Source organism: Pantoea sp. UYEF8 (genome assembly GCF_040546285.1).
Taxonomy (GTDB): domain Bacteria; phylum Pseudomonadota; class Gammaproteobacteria; order Enterobacterales; family Enterobacteriaceae; genus Pantoea; species Pantoea brenneri.
The window spans coordinates 517,119-532,678 of the sequence record NZ_JBEPNM010000002.1 but is presented as its reverse complement, the minus strand read 5'-3'; the positions used below and the strand labels follow the sequence as shown (position 1 = coordinate 532,678).

The window sequence follows — 15,560 nt, the reverse complement described above, 5'->3', positions numbered from 1 at the left end:
TCATCTGACGGGCCGTTTTTCGTTTCGGCCGTTATAAGCCTGCCGGACGCGGAACCTCGACGTAATCGCCATCTATCTGCCGCTGGTAGTAATGCCCCTGCTGCACATAAAAGCGTTTACCGTTGAAGTCCAGCACCCGCATGTCATCGCTGACCCGGCGCTCTTCAGGCGGTTCGACCACCACATACTCTTCGCCATGGCGCTGATAATAGTTGCCGTTAAGCAGGTAATAGGTCAGTCCGCCGATCAACACCGCTGTTGCGGCTTCAGGTAAAAAACGCACCGGACCGGGCCCGCCCCAGTGTGGGCCAGGACCACCATGTGGACCCCATCCGCCAGGATGAGCGAAAGCGATAGCCGGGGTTAACAGGGTTAACGCCAGCAGGGAGGCGATAACTTTTTTCATCGGGCATTCTCCTTATAAGACTGCCTGCAGAATTGGCCTTTTAGCGACTAAAGACAAGCGCTAAAGCGGCGAATTTTCGCCTGTTTACCATGCTTAACGTTTTCTTAACGGCGTCGCCATCAAGCGGGGAAATTATGGAGAGAAAGCGGGAGAAGAGCAGAAAACCTGGCGCGGGCGCGCCAGGTTTGATACCGGATTAACGGTGTGCCAGTTCGGCGTGTTCGTCGCTGTCCAGCACGCGCTTATCGGTCAGACCTAACCAGCGGCTGGTGAGGGAACCAGCCGTCATGGAGCCATTGACGTTCAGTGCGGTACGGCCCATGTCGATCAGCGGTTCGATGGAGATCAGCAGCGCCACCAGAGTGACCGGCAGGCCCATGGCGGGCAGCACAATCAGCGCGGCGAAAGTCGCACCGCCACCAACACCGGCTACGCCAGCCGAGCTCAGCGTGACAATCCCGACCAGCGTGGCGATCCACAGTGGGTCAAACGGATTGATGCCAACGGTTGGCGCAACCATCACTGCCAGCATGGTCGGATAGAGACCGGCACAGCCGTTCTGGCCGATTGTGGCACCGAACGAGGCTGAGAAGCTGGCAATCGACTCTGGCACGCCGAGGCGACGGGTTTGCGTCTCAACGCTCAGCGGAATACTGGCGGCGCTGGAGCGGCTGGTAAAGGCAAAGGTAATCACCGGCCACACTTTGCGGAAGAAACGCATCGGGTTAATCCCGTTGACCGACAGCAGCAGCGCATGGACGCCAAACATAATTGCCAGACCGAGGTAAGAGGCAACCACGAAGCTTCCCAGTTTGATGATGTCCTGCAGATTCGAACCGGCTACCACTTTGGTCATCAGGGCCAGCACACCGTACGGCGTCAGCTTCATCACTAAACGAACCAGCTTCATCACCCACGACTGCAGCGTGTCGATCGCCACCAGCACGCGCTGACCTTTTACTTCATCATCTTTCAGCAGCTGCAGCGCGGCCACACCAAGGAAGGCAGCAAAGATGACCACGCTGATGATCGAGGTCGGATTCGCACCGGTCAGATCGGCAAACGGGTTTTTCGGAATAAAGGACAACACCAGCTGCGGCACACTCAGGTCAGAGACTTTGCCGACGTAGTTGCTCTGAATGGCACTCAGACGCGCGGTTTCCTGCACACCCTGCACCAGACCTTCAGCGCTCAGACCAAACAGGCCGGTGACGAACACCCCAACCAGCGCCGAGATAGCGGTGGTAAACAGCAGCACGCCGATGGTCAGTACGCTGATTTTACCCAGTGAAGAGGCGTTATGCAGGCGGGCAACCGCACTCAGAATCGAAACAAACACCAGCGGCATTACCACCATCTGCAGCAGCTGCACGTAGCCATTGCCAACGATGTTAAACCAGCTGATAGAGGTTTTAACCACCGCGCTGTTTTCACCGTAAATCAGCTGCAGCACCAGGCCGAACAGTACGCCGATCACCAGACCGGTCAGCACTTTCTTCGACAGGCTCCAGTTGTTGCGGCTGAAACGGGAGAGCAACACCAGCAGCACCACAAAGGCGACGAGGTTAAGCGTAAGAGGAAGGTCCATACTGAAACTCCAGAGTAATGCGGTTTTCCGCGTCGGGAAAACCGCATAATGTTAATCACGAATTAAGACTGCGGGAATGGTATCAGCAGGAGAGGGTGCAGGCCTTATATCCAAATGGCATGCTTTATAACTTAATCGCTTAATTTGTTGATTTAATGCGCAGTATGACTGGAAATTAACCGACCAACACCATTTTGTAGCGTATCAAATAGCTGAGCGGGCCAGCCGTTTGCACCAAACGAAGGCATACCCACCGGGAACCACAGCGCATAGCCAACCAGTCCAAGGCACAAAGCCCGCTCAAGCTGGTTACCTTTCTGACTTTTCAGAATAGGTAGACGAAAGCGCCAGCGGCAGGGCCATAACAGAGGCACGCCCGCCGGTGTCAGCATGTCAGCAACAATATGGCTGAGATAACCCAGCGTCAGTCCCTGCAATACATCAGGCGGAATCGGCGACTCAGCTGGCAGGTTAAGCTGAAACAGCCACAGCCCGGCAGCCACCGCCAGTAAACTGTGGGTAAAACCGCGGTGGCCAAACGCCCGTGCAATCGGATGAGAGAGCCAGCGTAGTCGTTGTCCGAGCAGCGATTTGGGGTGATCGATGTCGGGCAACAGGCAGGTCAGCAGTGCCGACGGAACAAGATGCCACCAGTCTGCCTGCGCCAGCACCGGTGTAAGTTCAGCACGTTTAGCGAAAATGGCACTCGCAATGGCAAAAATGATATGGCCCTCGGCCGTCATGATGGAACCTGGCTGCAAAGAAAACTGTCGATGCATCCAGTATAGGGATTTATCCAGTGAATGAGAACATGTGACGCTGTAACGAAGCGTGAATTTAACTAAAAAAAGCGGACAATCCCGGTGGCGTGTCCGCCCGATAAATCAGCGCGCCAGCCAGCCGCCATCCACCGCCAGCGTAAAGCCGTTAACGTAGTCAGAGGCGGCTGAGGCCAGGAACACCACCGGCCCCATCATATCGTCGGGTACGCCCCAGCGTCCGGCCGGAATACGCCCGAGGATCTCTTCACTGCGCGCTTCATCACTGCGTAACTGTTGGGTGTTATTGGTGGCCATGTAACCGGGGGCAATCGCATTGACATTAATATTGTGCTTCGCCCATTCGTTCGCCATCAGGCGGGTCAGCCCCATTACCGCACTTTTTGACGCAGTATAAGAGGGCACGCGAATCCCACCCTGGAACGAAAGCATCGAAGCAATATTGATAATTTTGCCGCCGTTACCCTGGGCGATAAACTGCCGGGCTACCTGCTGTGACAGAAAAAACAGACTCTTGCTGTTGAGATTCATTACATCATCCCAGTCCTGCTCGCTGAAGTTCAGCGCATCTTCGCGGCGGATAATCCCGGCATTATTCACCAGAATGTCGATTTTACCAGCAGCGGCCAGCGCCTGCTCAACCACCGAGCCGACCACCTCCGTTTTCATCAGGTCAGCCTTTATCGACCAGAAACGGCGGCCCAGCGCTTCCACTTTGCTTTGGGTCTCGTCCGGTCCTTCGCGGTTGACGCCGACGATGTCGCATCCCGCCTGCGCCAGACCCAGCGCCATACCCTGTCCTAAACCGGTATTACAGCCGGTCACCAGCGCCACTTTCCCTTCCAGGCTAAACGCATTCAGTACCATGATATTTCTCCTCTGCTCAGCGTAGTTCGCTGATTTTGACGTGGTCCATGTCATCAAAGACCTGATTTTCGCCCACCATGCCCCAGATGAAGGTGTAGCGCTGCGTGCCGACGCCGGCGTGAATCGACCAGCTGGGTGAAATCACCGCCTGCTCGTTATGCACCAGCAGGTGACGGGTTTGCTGCGGCTCGCCCATCATGTGGAAAACCGCACTCTCCTCGCTCATGTCGAAATAGAAATAGACCTCCATGCGGCGTTCATGGGTGTGGCACGGCATGGTGTTCCACAGGCTGCCTTCCTCCAGTTTGGTTAAGCCCATGGTGAGCTGACAGGTCGGTAGCACGTCCGGCACGATGAACTTATTGATGGTGCGGCGATTGGAGGTGGCAGGATCGCCGAGTGTGGCGGTGGCGGCCTCCTGTAAGGTGATTTTTTTATCCGGGAAGGTCGCATGCGCAGGCGCGCTGTTGTAGTAGAACTTCGCCGGCTGGGCCGGATTCAGACTGCGGAACAGCAGATTTCGCGCACCCTTACCGATATAGAGTGCCTCTTCATGGCCGATTTCCCAGCTTTTGCCATCCACTTCCACCAGTCCGGGGCCACCGATATTGATCATGCCCAGTTCGCGGCGTTCAAGAAAGTAGCTGACGCCTAACTGCTTACCCATTTCGTCGCCAATCGTTACCGGGTTATTCACCGGCATTACGCCGCCGATGATAATGCGATCGATATGGCTGTAGGTCAGGGTGTAGTTATCGGCAGTAAAAATCGTTTCAATCAGAAACTCGCGGCGCAGCGCGTCAGTGTCCAGCTGTCTGGCGTGATCACTGTGAATGCTTTGACGAACGTCCATCTCAGGCCTCTCTGCAGATCAGGTTAAGCATGCCCCGGAACAGGGACTGTCTGGGCATCTTAGGCAGAGCGGGATATGAATTCAATAAAAATGAAACGTTGTTTTAATTATTTGCGGAGTAGATCAACAGTACGCCGAAGCGGGTTAAACAGCCCGCCTGCTGGCGGGCTTGCACTTAACCGTGTAAATCGGCCAGCGTCAGTTGGGTCAGGTCATCCAGCCGGACATCTGCCAGCGCCCAGCGCGGATCGTCCCGGTGCACCGCCGCCGGAACCACAATCGAACGCATCCGCGCCGCTTTGGTGGCGATCATACCGTTGAAGGAATCTTCCAGCGTGACGCAGTTAAGCGGGTCGATCGCCAGGCTGGCGGCCGCGTTGAGATAGACCTGCGGATGGGGTTTGCTGTAAGGCAGCGCTTCCGCCGAGGCGAGCACGTCGAAATAGTGCCGCAGGTTGAAGATCTCCAGTACCCGTTCCAGCATCGCCAGCGGTGAGGCGGAGGCGAGGCCAATTTTCAGGTTGTGCTGCCGGCACAGCTGCAGTGCGGCCTCAACCCCTGGCAACAGCGGACGGGTCTCTTCAATCAGCGTCATCGCCCGGGCAATGATGCGCTGCGTGACCTCCTGCTGACTGGGACCGTTCCACGGCAGCGTTTCGTACCACATACGTACTGTCTGATCGATGCGTAAGCCGAGCGTGTCAGGCAACTCGTTGCGGCGCGACAGGTCGACATCCAGCGTCGAAAAAATATCCAGTTCAGCCTGATCCCACAGCGGCTCGGAATCGATTAATAAGCCATCCATGTCAAACAATGCGGCGAGAACGGGGCGGTGATAGGGCATCTGAGGTCTCCTTATAAAGTCTGACTTACCTTAGCATTGATCGGCCGGCTGCGGGTCGCAGAGCAGCCAGCCACGCTTTATTTGGGAAATTTCGTCATTGGCAGGTAGACTTACAGCAAATTGGATTTTGGGTTCAGGAGATATCATGACCTATCAACAGGCTGGCCGCATCGCCATCCTTAAGCGTGTGGCTGGCTGGGTGATTTTTTTACTGGCGCTACTCTCGACGATTATTTCTGTGCTGAGCTTTATGTTTAAGCACAGCGAAAAGCAGCCAGGCATTGACGCAGTTATGCTCGATTTTGTCCATGTGATCGTCGACATGATCCGCTTTAATACCCCGTTCCTTAACGTGTTCTGGCATAACTCGCCGGTACCGGAGTTTAACGGTCAGATGAACCTCGGGTTCTGGCTGATCTATATTCTGATCTTTGTCGGGCTGGCGCTGGAATCATCAGGCGCGCGGATGGGACGTCAGGTGCGTCATGTCAAAGAAGGCATTGAGGATCAGTTAATTCTGGAGCAGGTGAAGGGCAGTGAAGGGCGCACCCGCCAGCAGCTGGAAGAGAAGGTACGCGTCCCGCGCCACACCATCTTTCTGCAGATTTTTCCGCTTTACGTCCTGCCGATCGTGATTGCCATCGCTGGCTATTTCGCGCTGTCGCTGCTGGGCTTTATCTGATGCAGTCAGGCCGGTTTGGCCTGACTGGCTGACAGTGCATCCTCATCCAGCAACTGACCAATGGCGAACTGTGCGTCGCCGAGCCAGTGACCGCCGAACACGTTCGCCCGGTTTAACAGATAATAAAGCTGATAAACCGGCTGACGCTGCGAAAAGCCATCCGGCAGCGGCCAGACAGCGTGGTAGCCCTCGAAGATTTGCCGCGGCAGGTCAGGAAACCAGCTCAGCATCGCTAAATCACATTCACGATCGCCCCAGTAACAGGCGGGATCGAAGATCCACGGCCCGGTTGCGCTGCCGGCGCAGTTAGCGGGCCAGAGATCGCCATGCAGTAAAGAGGGCTGAGGATGATGCGATGCCAGCACCCGCTGCACGCAGGCAATAATCAGTTCAGTATCGCCATACTGAATGCCTTTTTCCGCTGCCAGCTGTAGCTGCCAGCCGATGCGCTGCTCAGCAAAGAAAACCGACCAGCGTCGCAGCCAGCTGTTGGGTTGGGGAGTGGTGGTGATGTTGTTATCAAAGTCGAGCCCGAACTGAGTCTGCTCGCTCCACTGATGCAGATGCGCCAGCTGCTGGCCCAGCTGAAAGGCGCTCTGGGGATCGAGCGGCTGCGGCTGAATATATTCCAGCAGCAGGAAGCTCTCTTCGCGATGATGACCGACACCATAGACCTTCGGCACCCTGACGGTCTGGGTGCGGGCCAGCAGTGCCAGCTGATCGGCTTCCCAGGTAAATAGCGACAGCATCTCGCGGCTGTTGCATTTTACGAACACGTCGTAGTCACCGTAGCGGATACGCCAGGTGGGATGGACTTCGCCACCGGGCAGGGCGTGACGTTGGGTAATTTCGGCGTTGCCTAACTGCTCGCTTAACAGACGACTAATGGCTGACCACATCGGGCTATCCTCGTTATTCGCTGCGTAAGTTCGATTGTAGCGCGTAAATATTCACCAAAACCAGCGCGGAAGCACCCTTTACTCAGCCGGGGAGGCGGCAGGGCGATGATCGGCGGCGTCGCGCAGGAATTGCTCAAAGGTGGTGACGGTCACTTCTGGCTTTTGTCCCAGTGCGCTTTCGCCAGCGGCAGCGACCTGCTGTCGCAGATCGTCTTCCTCCAGCGTGGTAACAATACCAAAGCTATTGGTCCCCAGCTCATGCGGGTGCCCCTCATCATCCGTCAGGGTGGTGGTAAACCCGGCAGCAGTCATTGCGCCGGTTAGCTCAAGAATGTCACTTAAGCCAGATTCCTGATACTGCAACGTGACGATATAACGGGTTAAGGAATTGCTGCTCATCATGCACCTCTGGGTAGAGAAACTGAACTGAGCGTAGACCATGGTGAAAAAATGAGCGAGTTATTAAGGGGATGGTGAAAGCATACGCTGACGACGGAACGTAAAAACCTGTCAATGGCAACGGTTAACGTTCTGAAAAATCTTGTTGCGCAGCGGCTGTATTTTGCTGTGGGGACCACTATAATGCGCCGCGTTAATCAGAAGAGTCCCAATTAACATGCGGTTTCAGAGCAATACCATGCATTTCGAGCGAGTTAATATTTTTTTACAAAACTTACCGTAAATTGCATTGATTGCCCGGCAAAACGCTTCAGACTCTCCGTTTTTTAAACTGTCGCACGGATCACATTTAATGAAAGCCTTTAATAAGCTGTCTGCTGTTCTTTTGCTCTCCGCCGGAGCGTTTTGCCACCAGGCACTGGCCGATAATGCCGTATTTACTTCAATGGATGACCCTTCCACGGCGAAAAAACCGTTCGAAGGTTCTGCATCTGCAGGTTACCTGGCGCAAACCGGTAACACCACCAGTTCATCCATGACCGCTCAGACCAACATGACCTGGTATCAGTCATCGATGGCATACAGCTTATGGGGCAACGCAGCGAATACTTCATCAAATGATGAGCGCTCGTCTGAGACCTATAACATCGGTGGCCGTTCACGTTATAACCTCAACTCCTATGACTACCTGTTTGGTCAGGCAAGCTGGTTAAGCGATCGCTTCAACGGCTACGATTCACGTGATGTGCTGACTGCCGGTTACGGTCGCCAGATTCTGAACGGCCCGGTGCATTCGCTGCGTGCGGAATTTGGTCCGGGTGTACGTTATGATGACTTCCACGATGGCGGTCATGAAACTAAAGCGCTGGGCTACGGCGCCATCAGCTACCAGTGGCAGCTGACTGATACCACCAAATTCGTGCAGGGTGTCTCCGTGCTGAGCAGCTTCGGTGAAGACACCACCCTCAACTCTGAAACCGGCCTGCAGGTTGCCATCAATAGCCACTTCGCGCTGAAGCTGGCTTACAACGTGACCTGGAACAACAATCCACCAGAGTCTGCGCCGGATCGCACTGATACCAAAACCTCTATCATGCTCTCTTACGCCATGTAAGGCGGTTTCCCGCAGCAGCATGCCAGGCGGTCTGACGATGAGTCAGGCCGCTTTTTTTTGATCTCTCCGAGGCTTAGCGAAAACGGCATGGGTTTTTCTCGCCCAGGAAAACTGCTATCATCGCTTTCGCACTGAAATCCTGGCGACATTCCGACACTGTGGGTCTGACATAACGCCAGGTCATTAAATTTACATGATGTTGCATGTAAGCTTTCGTGTGGCTTACCACTGCAATTAAGGATATGAAATGCCTGTAATTACGCTTCCTGATGGCAGCCAGCGTGTATTTGATCGCCCTGTCAGCGTGATGGATATCGCGCTGGACATCGGCCCGGGATTAGCAAAAGCCTGCATCGCGGGTCGCGTTAATGGTGAACTGGTTGATGCTGTCGATCCCATCACTGAAGATGCGTCCGTTGCGATCATTACCGCAAAAGACGAAGCGGGTCTGGAAATCATCCGTCACTCCTGCGCGCACCTGTTAGGGCATGCGATTAAGCAGCTGTGGCCGGATACTAAAATGGCTATCGGTCCGGTGATTGATAACGGCTTCTATTATGATGTCGATATTGATCGTACTCTGACCCAGGAAGATATCGACCTGCTGGAAAAACGCATGCATCAGTTGGCTGAAACCAACTATGACGTGGTGAAGAAAAAAGTCAGCTGGCAGGAAGCGCGCGACGTGTTCGCGGCGCGGGGTGAAGTCTACAAAACCACCATTCTTGATGAAAACATCAGCCACGATGACCATCCTGGCCTTTATCATCACGAAGAATATGTCGACATGTGCCGCGGTCCGCACGTGCCGAACATGCGTTTCTGTCATCATTTCAAGCTGCAGAAAATCTCCGGTGCCTACTGGCGCGGCGACAGCAATAACAAAATGCTGCAGCGTATTTATGGCACCGCGTGGGCAGACAAGAAGCAACTGGCCGCCTATCTGCAGCGTCTGGAAGAGGCGGCGAAGCGTGACCATCGTAAGATTGGTAAGCAGCTTGACCTCTACCACATGCAGGAAGAAGCGCCGGGCATGGTATTCTGGCATAATGACGGCTGGACCATCTTCCGCGAGCTGGAAGTGTTTGTCCGCAGCAAGCTAAAAGAGTACCAGTACCAGGAAGTCAAAGGTCCATTCATGATGGATCGCGTGTTGTGGGAAAAAACCGGGCACTGGGAAAACTACAAAGAAGCGATGTTCACCACCTCGTCTGAGAACCGTGAATATTGCATCAAGCCGATGAACTGTCCTGGGCATGTTCAGATCTTTAATCAGGGTCTGAAATCCTACCGTGACCTGCCGCTGCGCATGGCGGAGTTTGGTAGCTGTCACCGTAATGAGCCATCAGGAGCCCTGCACGGTCTGATGCGCGTTCGTGGCTTTACCCAGGACGATGCACACGTCTTCTGTACTGAAGAGCAGGTGCGTGACGAAGTGAATAGCTGTATCCGCATGGTTTATGACATGTACAGCACCTTCGGCTTTGAAAAGATTGTGGTGAAATTGTCCACCCGTCCTGAAAAGCGTATCGGCACTGATGAAATGTGGGACCGTGCTGAGGAAGATCTGGCCGCCGCGCTGAACGAGAACAACATTGAGTTTGAGTTCCAGCCAGGCGAAGGTGCGTTCTACGGTCCTAAAATTGAGTTTACTTTGTACGATTGTCTTGATCGCGCCTGGCAGTGCGGAACAGTTCAGCTAGACTTTTCCCTGCCAAAACGCCTTGAAGCAACCTACGTGGGCGAAAACAACGATCGTCAGACGCCAGTGATGATTCACCGTGCGATTCTGGGGTCGATGGAGCGTTTCATCGGTATACTGACCGAAGAATTCGCGGGTTTCTTCCCAAGCTGGCTGGCACCGCTGCAAGTCGTGGTAATGAATATTACCGATGGACAAGCAGAATATGTTGAGTCTTTGACGCGTAAGCTGCAGAATGCTGGCATTCGTGTGAAGGCAGACTTGAGAAATGAGAAGATAGGCTTTAAAATCCGCGAGCATACATTACGTCGCGTCCCTTATATGTTGGTCTGCGGTGATAAAGAGGTGGAAGCTGGCAAAGTGGCCGTTCGCACCCGCCGTGGTAAAGACCTTGGGTCGATGGATGTCGATGTGTTTGTTGAGAAACTTCAACAAGAGATTCGCAGCCGAAATCTTCACCAATTGGAGGAATAAAGTATTAAAGGCGGAAAACGAGTACTACCGACGCGTCCGAACAAAATCAACAGTGAAATCCGTGCAACTGAAGTGCGCTTAACAGGCATGGATGGCGAGCCGATTGGCATTGTCACATTACGCGAAGCTTTGGAAAAAGCCGAGGAAGCGGGTGTTGATTTAGTAGAAATCAGCCCGAACGCCGAACCGCCGGTCTGCCGCATCATGGATTACGGCAAGTTCCTCTATGAAAAAAGCAAATCTTCTAAGGAACAGAAGAAGAAGCAAAAAGTTATTCAGGTTAAGGAAATCAAATTCCGTCCTGGAACCGATGATGGCGACTATCAGGTCAAACTACGCAACCTGATTCGCTTTCTGGAAGAAGGCGATAAAGCCAAAATCACGCTGCGTTTTCGCGGTCGTGAGATGGCGCACCAGCAGATCGGTATGGAAGTGCTTAACCGCGTCCGTAAAGACCTGTGTGAAGATCTGGATTTGGCCATTGTCGAATCCTTCCCTTCGAAGATCGAAGGCCGCCAGATGATCATGGTGCTCGCTCCTAAGAAGAAACAGTAGGCTTTCAAGTAACATTGGCCGCGCAGCGTTCGCGCTGTGCGGTTAACTGTTCGCCTGTCTGGGTCATGTTATCAACAATGCGAAGTGGATATTTTTTAAAATGCCAAAGATTAAAACTGTACGTGGCGCGGCTAAGCGCTTCAAGAAGACCGCTTCTGGCGGCTTCAAGCGTAAACACGCAAACCTGCGTCATATTCTGACCAAAAAATCTACTAAGCGTAAACGTCACCTGCGCCCTAAAGGCATGGTGTCCAAAGGCGATCTGGGTCTGGTTATTGCCTGCCTGCCGTACGCATAAGTCCATTTTTTTAAACAGAATATAGAACAGGAGAGCTCACATGGCTCGCGTTAAACGTGGTGTAGTTGCTCGCGCACGTCACAAAAAAATCTTAAAACAAGCTAAAGGCTATTACGGTGCACGTTCACGTGTTTACCGCGTTGCCTTCCAGGCTGTTATCAAAGCTGGTCAGTATGCTTACCGTGACCGTCGTCAACGTAAGCGTCAGTTCCGTCAGCTGTGGATCGCGCGTATCAACGCAGCGGCACGTCAGAACGGCATGTCTTACAGCCGTTTCATCAATGGTCTGAAAAAAGCAGCCATTGAGATTGACCGTAAGATCCTGGCTGACATCGCAGTATTCGATAAAGTGGCATTCTCTGCACTGGTCGAAAAAGCGAAATCAGCACTGGCGTAAGCCGGATGAAAAAGGGAGCTTGCTCCCTTTTTTATTGCCTGTAACTCGCGCAAAAGATTGACATTTTCTTCGCCACGCATTTCAATAGTACCCTCATGATTCATGACAAGGTAACCGCAAGCATGACTGCTGCTATTTTCCGTTTCTTTTTTTACTTTAGCGCCTGACATTCGGGGGCTTTTGCGCATAAGAAGAGAAACGAAAAATCGCGCTGAAAGCCTCCCTCGTGGAGGCTTTTTTGTTTCTGGCGCTAGCATATTGGACCGGCAGGTCCCAACGAGAACTGACCAGCCTGACTGGAAAAAGAGGAAACTATGTCCCAACTCGCAGAACTGGTGGCCAACGCCACGGCGGCCATCGACGGGGCGACAGATATCGCCGCCCTTGACGCGGTGCGCGTCGAATACCTGGGTAAGAAAGGCCATCTGACCCTGCAGATGACCACCTTACGCGAGCTGCCAGCCGAAGAGCGTCCGGCAGCGGGCGCGGTGATCAACGAAGCTAAACAGCAGGTCACCGAGCGTCTGAACGCACGCAAAGACGCGCTGGAGTCGGCGGTACTGAATGCGCGTCTGGCCGCCGAAACGATTGACGTTTCACTGCCTGGCCGCCGCATTGAGAATGGCGGTCTGCATCCGGTAACCCGCACCATCGACCGTATCGAAACCTTTTTCGGCGAATTGGGTTTCGCGGTGGTGACGGGCCCGGAGATCGAAGACGATTACCATAACTTTGATGCGCTGAATATTCCTGGCCATCACCCGGCACGCGCCGATCATGACACCTTCTGGTTCGACGCGACGCGTCTGCTGCGTACCCAGACGTCTGGCGTGCAGATTCGTACCATGAAAAACCAGCAGCCGCCGATTCGCATCATCGCTCCAGGCCGCGTCTACCGTAACGATTACGATCAGACTCACACGCCGATGTTCCATCAGATGGAAGGGCTGATTGTCGATAAAAACATCAGCTTTACCAATCTCAAAGGCACGCTGCACGATTTCCTGAACAACTTCTTTGAAGAAGATTTGCAGATTCGTTTCCGTCCCTCCTATTTCCCGTTCACTGAGCCTTCGGCGGAAGTCGATGTGATGGGCAAAAACGGTAAATGGCTGGAAGTGCTGGGCTGCGGCATGGTGCATCCAAACGTGCTGCGTAATGTCGGCATCGATCCGGAAGTTTACTCCGGCTTCGCCTTCGGTATGGGAATGGAGCGTCTGACCATGCTGCGCTATGGCGTGACCGATCTGCGTGCATTCTTCGAAAACGATTTACGTTTCCTCAAACAATTTAAGTAAGGGCAGGTTATCCAATGAAATTCAGTGAACTCTGGTTACGCGAATGGGTAAATCCAGCCCTGGACAGCGCGGCGCTGTCTGAGCAAATTACCATGGCCGGCCTGGAAGTGGATGGCGTGGACCCGGTCGCGGGCGCGTTCCACGGCGTGGTAGTCGGTGAAGTTGTGGAGTGCGGTCAGCACCCGAACGCCGACAAACTGCGCGTCACCAAAATCAACACCGGCGGCGATCGCCTGCTGGATATCGTCTGTGGCGCGCCAAACTGCCGTCAGGGCCTGAAAGTCGCCGTGGCGACCGTGGGTGCCGTACTGCCGGGTGATTTCAAAATCAAAGCCGCAAAACTGCGTGGCGAACCGTCCGAGGGCATGCTCTGCTCGTTCTCCGAACTGGGTATTTCCGACGATCACAACGGCATTATCGAACTGCCTGCGGATGCGCCGATTGGGACTGACATCCGCGACTATCTGCAGCTGGATGACAACACCATCGAAATCAGCGTCACGCCGAACCGCGCCGACTGTCTGGGCATTATCGGTATTGCGCGTGATGTGGCCGTCCTGAATGGCCTGCCGCTCAACATGCCGGAGATCCAGCCGGTAGCGGCGACGCTGAACGAGACCTTCCCGATTCAGGTGGATGCAACCGAAGCCTGTCCGCGCTATCTGGGCCGCGTCGTGAAAGGCGTGAACGTCACGGCGGCGACTCCGCTGTGGATGAAAGAGAAGCTGCGTCGCTGTGGCATTCGTTCTATCGACCCTATCGTTGATATCACCAACTATGTGCTGCTGGAGCTGGGTCAGCCGATGCACGCCTTTGACCTCGACCGTATTGATGGCGGGATTGTGGTGCGGATGGCGAAAGAGGGGGAAACCCTGACGCTGCTGGACGGCACCGAAGCCACTTTACAGAGCGACACCCTGGTGATCGCCGATCACCAGAAAGCGCTGGCGATGGCCGGTATTTTTGGCGGCGAGCATTCCGGTGTGAACAGCGAAACGCAGAATATCCTGTTTGAGTGCGCCTATTTCGACCCGCTCTCGATTACCGGCCGCGCACGTCGTCACGGTTTACACACTGATGCGTCACATCGTTATGAGCGTGGCGTCGATCCGGCTCTGCAGCAGATGGCGCTGGAGCGTGCGACCGCGCTGCTGTTAGACATCTGTGGTGGTGAAGCGGGTCCGATCATCGATCAGACCCATCAGGCCGCGTTACCGCCGCAGGCCACCATTACCCTGCGTCGTGAGAAGCTGGACCGTCTGATTGGTCACGTTATCCCGGATCAGCAGGTGACGGATATTCTGACCCGCCTCGGTTGCCAGGTGAGCGCCGCTGAGGGCCAGTGGCAGGCGGTTGCGCCGAGCTGGCGTTTTGATATGGCGATTGAAGAAGATCTGGTTGAAGAAGTCGCCCGTATCTATGGCTACAACAACATTCCGGACGTGCCGGTACAGGCCGGCCTGGTGATGACCCGCCACCGCGAAGCAAATCTGTCGCTGAAGCGTGCCAAAACTCTGTTGGTCGATAAAGGCTATCAGGAAGCGATTACCTACAGCTTTGTGGACCCGAAAATTCAGCAGCTGCTGCATCCGGGTGAAGAGGCACTGTTGCTGCCCAGCCCGATCTCCAGCGATATGTCGACCATGCGTCTCTCTCTGTGGACCGGCTTACTGAGTGCGGTGGTCTACAACCAGAACCGTCAGCAGAGCCGGGTGCGCCTGTTTGAGAGCGGCCTGCGCTTTGTGCCGGATAGTCAGGCCGATCTTGGCATCCGTCAGGATCTTATGCTGGCTGGCGTACTGAGCGGCAACCGCGCTGAAGAGCACTGGGATCTGGCGCGCCAGACGGTTGACTTCTATGATTTAAAAGGCGATTTAGAATCGCTGCTCGATTTAACTGGCAAACTGGACGACATCAGCTTCCGGGCTGAAGCGAATCCGGCGTTGCATCCAGGACAGAGCGCTGCGATTTATTTGCATGATGAACGAATCGGATTTATCGGAGTGGTTCATCCTGAGCTGGAACGTAAGCTTGATCTCAATGGTCGCACCTTAGTCTTTGAACTGCTTTGGAATAAGGTCGCAGACCGCGTCCTGCCTGACGCGCGCGAGATTTCACGCTTCCCGGCGAACCGTCGTGATATTGCCGTTGTGGTGGCTGAAAACGTCCCTGCAGCAGATATCATCGCGGAGTGTAAGAAAGTTGGCGTAAATCAGGTAGTTGGCGTAAACTTGTTTGACGTGTACCGCGGTAAGGGCGTTTCTGAGGGTTACAAGAGCCTCGCAATCAGCCTGATTTTGCAGGATACCAGCCGGACACTCGAAGAAGAGGAGATTGCCGCGACCGTTGGCAAATGCGTTGCGGCATTAAAAGAGCGATTCCAGGCAACCTTGAGGGATTGAACC

17 protein-coding genes and 1 other annotated feature are annotated in these 15,560 nt (G+C 54.3%); of the genes, 9 read left to right on the top strand and 8 right to left on the bottom strand.

Annotated features, from left to right (window positions below; all coding sequences use genetic code 11):
* Nucleotides 1-31 precede the first annotated feature (31 nt).
* The 6 genes from ABIB18_RS06045 to hxpB form a co-directional block, all read right to left on the bottom strand.
* The gene (locus tag ABIB18_RS06045) at nucleotides 32-406 is read right to left on the bottom strand and encodes a DUF6515 family protein (protein WP_031375683.1); all 375 of its coding nucleotides are present in this window, start codon (nucleotides 404-406) and stop codon (nucleotides 32-34) included.
* Between the two features lie 196 nt (nucleotides 407-602).
* Entirely contained in the window at nucleotides 603-1,994 is a 1,392-nt protein-coding gene (locus ABIB18_RS06040) for an L-cystine transporter (protein ID WP_031375684.1), read from the bottom strand.
* A gap of 152 nt (nucleotides 1,995-2,146) precedes the next feature.
* Nucleotides 2,147-2,737, bottom strand: a complete 591-nt coding sequence (locus tag ABIB18_RS06035) for a metal-dependent hydrolase (protein WP_354473807.1) — start codon at nucleotides 2,735-2,737, stop codon at nucleotides 2,147-2,149.
* 141 nt (nucleotides 2,738-2,878) lie between these two features.
* Nucleotides 2,879-3,640, bottom strand: a complete 762-nt coding sequence (gene kduD, locus ABIB18_RS06030) for a 2-dehydro-3-deoxy-D-gluconate 5-dehydrogenase KduD (RefSeq protein WP_031375685.1) — start codon at nucleotides 3,638-3,640, stop codon at nucleotides 2,879-2,881.
* Nucleotides 3,641-3,656: 16 nt separating this feature from the next.
* Nucleotides 3,657-4,493, bottom strand: a complete 837-nt coding sequence (kduI, locus tag ABIB18_RS06025) for a 5-dehydro-4-deoxy-D-glucuronate isomerase (RefSeq protein ID WP_046288365.1) — start codon at nucleotides 4,491-4,493, stop codon at nucleotides 3,657-3,659.
* 175 nt (nucleotides 4,494-4,668) lie between these two features.
* Complete coding sequence (gene hxpB, locus ABIB18_RS06020; protein ID WP_069728220.1) at nucleotides 4,669-5,337, bottom strand: hexitol phosphatase HxpB; 669 nt, start codon at nucleotides 5,335-5,337, stop codon at nucleotides 4,669-4,671.
* Between the two features lie 145 nt (nucleotides 5,338-5,482).
* Here hxpB and ABIB18_RS06015 point away from each other — a divergent pair, with 145 nt between their 5' ends.
* On the top strand, nucleotides 5,483-6,019 hold the full coding sequence (locus ABIB18_RS06015; RefSeq protein ID WP_031375687.1) for a YniB family protein: 537 nt from the start codon (nucleotides 5,483-5,485) through the stop codon (nucleotides 6,017-6,019).
* A gap of 5 nt (nucleotides 6,020-6,024) precedes the next feature.
* Here the strand turns inward: ABIB18_RS06015 and ABIB18_RS06010 are convergent, their stop codons facing one another.
* The gene (locus ABIB18_RS06010) at nucleotides 6,025-6,918 is read right to left on the bottom strand and encodes a fructosamine kinase family protein (protein ID WP_354473805.1); all 894 of its coding nucleotides are present in this window, start codon (nucleotides 6,916-6,918) and stop codon (nucleotides 6,025-6,027) included.
* A 78-nt stretch (nucleotides 6,919-6,996) separates the two neighbouring features.
* Nucleotides 6,997-7,317, bottom strand: a complete 321-nt coding sequence (gene ghoS / locus ABIB18_RS06005; protein ID WP_031375688.1) for a type V toxin-antitoxin system endoribonuclease antitoxin GhoS — start codon at nucleotides 7,315-7,317, stop codon at nucleotides 6,997-6,999.
* Between the two features lie 352 nt (nucleotides 7,318-7,669).
* Between ghoS and ABIB18_RS06000 the strand changes: the two genes are divergently transcribed.
* The 8 genes from ABIB18_RS06000 to pheT all read left to right on the top strand — a co-directional run bounded on the left by ABIB18_RS06000 (nucleotide 7,670) and on the right by pheT (nucleotide 15,557).
* Nucleotides 7,670-8,431 carry a DUF481 domain-containing protein gene (locus ABIB18_RS06000; protein ID WP_069728221.1) on the top strand — a complete coding sequence of 254 codons (762 nt, stop codon included), beginning with the start codon at nucleotides 7,670-7,672 and terminating at the stop codon, nucleotides 8,429-8,431.
* A 247-nt stretch (nucleotides 8,432-8,678) separates the two neighbouring features.
* Nucleotides 8,679-10,607: a threonine--tRNA ligase gene (gene thrS, locus ABIB18_RS05995; protein ID WP_031375690.1), complete on the top strand. Its 1,929-nt coding sequence runs from the start codon at nucleotides 8,679-8,681 to the stop codon at nucleotides 10,605-10,607.
* Nucleotides 10,608-10,610: 3 nt separating this feature from the next.
* Nucleotides 10,611-11,162 (top strand): translation initiation factor IF-3, encoded by a 552-nt coding sequence (gene infC, locus ABIB18_RS05990; protein WP_031375691.1) that lies wholly within the window; start codon nucleotides 10,611-10,613, stop codon nucleotides 11,160-11,162.
* Between the two features lie 100 nt (nucleotides 11,163-11,262).
* Entirely contained in the window at nucleotides 11,263-11,460 is a 198-nt protein-coding gene (rpmI, locus tag ABIB18_RS05985) for a 50S ribosomal protein L35 (RefSeq protein ID WP_004157374.1), read from the top strand.
* Between the two features lie 40 nt (nucleotides 11,461-11,500).
* Entirely contained in the window at nucleotides 11,501-11,857 is a 357-nt protein-coding gene (gene rplT, locus ABIB18_RS05980) for a 50S ribosomal protein L20 (RefSeq protein WP_003853267.1), read from the top strand.
* Nucleotides 11,858-11,974: 117 nt separating this feature from the next.
* Nucleotides 11,975-12,100: a sequence feature (Phe leader region), on the top strand.
* Nucleotides 11,980-12,024: a pheST operon leader peptide PheM gene (gene pheM, locus ABIB18_RS05975; RefSeq protein ID WP_159859786.1), complete on the top strand. Its 45-nt coding sequence runs from the start codon at nucleotides 11,980-11,982 to the stop codon at nucleotides 12,022-12,024. Its footprint overlaps the feature before it by 45 nt.
* 71 nt (nucleotides 12,101-12,171) lie before the next feature.
* Complete coding sequence (gene pheS / locus ABIB18_RS05970) at nucleotides 12,172-13,155, top strand: phenylalanine--tRNA ligase subunit alpha (RefSeq protein ID WP_031375692.1); 984 nt, start codon at nucleotides 12,172-12,174, stop codon at nucleotides 13,153-13,155.
* A gap of 14 nt (nucleotides 13,156-13,169) precedes the next feature.
* Nucleotides 13,170-15,557 carry a phenylalanine--tRNA ligase subunit beta gene (gene pheT, locus ABIB18_RS05965; protein WP_354473804.1) on the top strand — a complete coding sequence of 796 codons (2,388 nt, stop codon included), beginning with the start codon at nucleotides 13,170-13,172 and terminating at the stop codon, nucleotides 15,555-15,557.
* The last annotated feature ends 3 nt before the right edge of the window (nucleotides 15,558-15,560 follow it).

What these genes read in the sequence shown, in the direction of transcription:
- pheS (WP_031375692.1), top strand. Translation starts at nt 12,172, where the DNA reads ATGTCCCAACTCGCAGAACTGGTGGCCAACGCCACGGCGGCCATCGAC.
- rpmI (WP_004157374.1), top strand. Translation starts at nt 11,263, where the DNA reads ATGCCAAAGATTAAAACTGTACGTGGCGCGGCTAAGCGCTTCAAGAAG.
- ABIB18_RS06015 (WP_031375687.1), top strand. Translation starts at nt 5,483, where the DNA reads ATGACCTATCAACAGGCTGGCCGCATCGCCATCCTTAAGCGTGTGGCT.
- ABIB18_RS06010 (WP_354473805.1), bottom strand. Translation starts at nt 6,918, where the DNA reads ATGTGGTCAGCCATTAGTCGTCTGTTAAGCGAGCAGTTAGGCAACGCC.
- hxpB (WP_069728220.1), bottom strand. Translation starts at nt 5,337, where the DNA reads ATGCCCTATCACCGCCCCGTTCTCGCCGCATTGTTTGACATGGATGGC.
- ABIB18_RS06035 (WP_354473807.1), bottom strand. Translation starts at nt 2,737, where the DNA reads ATGACGGCCGAGGGCCATATCATTTTTGCCATTGCGAGTGCCATTTTC.
- ABIB18_RS06040 (WP_031375684.1), bottom strand. Translation starts at nt 1,994, where the DNA reads ATGGACCTTCCTCTTACGCTTAACCTCGTCGCCTTTGTGGTGCTGCTG.
- ABIB18_RS06000 (WP_069728221.1), top strand. Translation starts at nt 7,670, where the DNA reads ATGAAAGCCTTTAATAAGCTGTCTGCTGTTCTTTTGCTCTCCGCCGGA.
- pheT (WP_354473804.1), top strand. Translation starts at nt 13,170, where the DNA reads ATGAAATTCAGTGAACTCTGGTTACGCGAATGGGTAAATCCAGCCCTG.
- ghoS (WP_031375688.1), bottom strand. Translation starts at nt 7,317, where the DNA reads ATGAGCAGCAATTCCTTAACCCGTTATATCGTCACGTTGCAGTATCAG.
- kduI (WP_046288365.1), bottom strand. Translation starts at nt 4,493, where the DNA reads ATGGACGTTCGTCAAAGCATTCACAGTGATCACGCCAGACAGCTGGAC.
- kduD (WP_031375685.1), bottom strand. Translation starts at nt 3,640, where the DNA reads ATGGTACTGAATGCGTTTAGCCTGGAAGGGAAAGTGGCGCTGGTGACC.
- rplT (WP_003853267.1), top strand. Translation starts at nt 11,501, where the DNA reads ATGGCTCGCGTTAAACGTGGTGTAGTTGCTCGCGCACGTCACAAAAAA.
- thrS (WP_031375690.1), top strand. Translation starts at nt 8,679, where the DNA reads ATGCCTGTAATTACGCTTCCTGATGGCAGCCAGCGTGTATTTGATCGC.
- ABIB18_RS06045 (WP_031375683.1), bottom strand. Translation starts at nt 406, where the DNA reads ATGAAAAAAGTTATCGCCTCCCTGCTGGCGTTAACCCTGTTAACCCCG.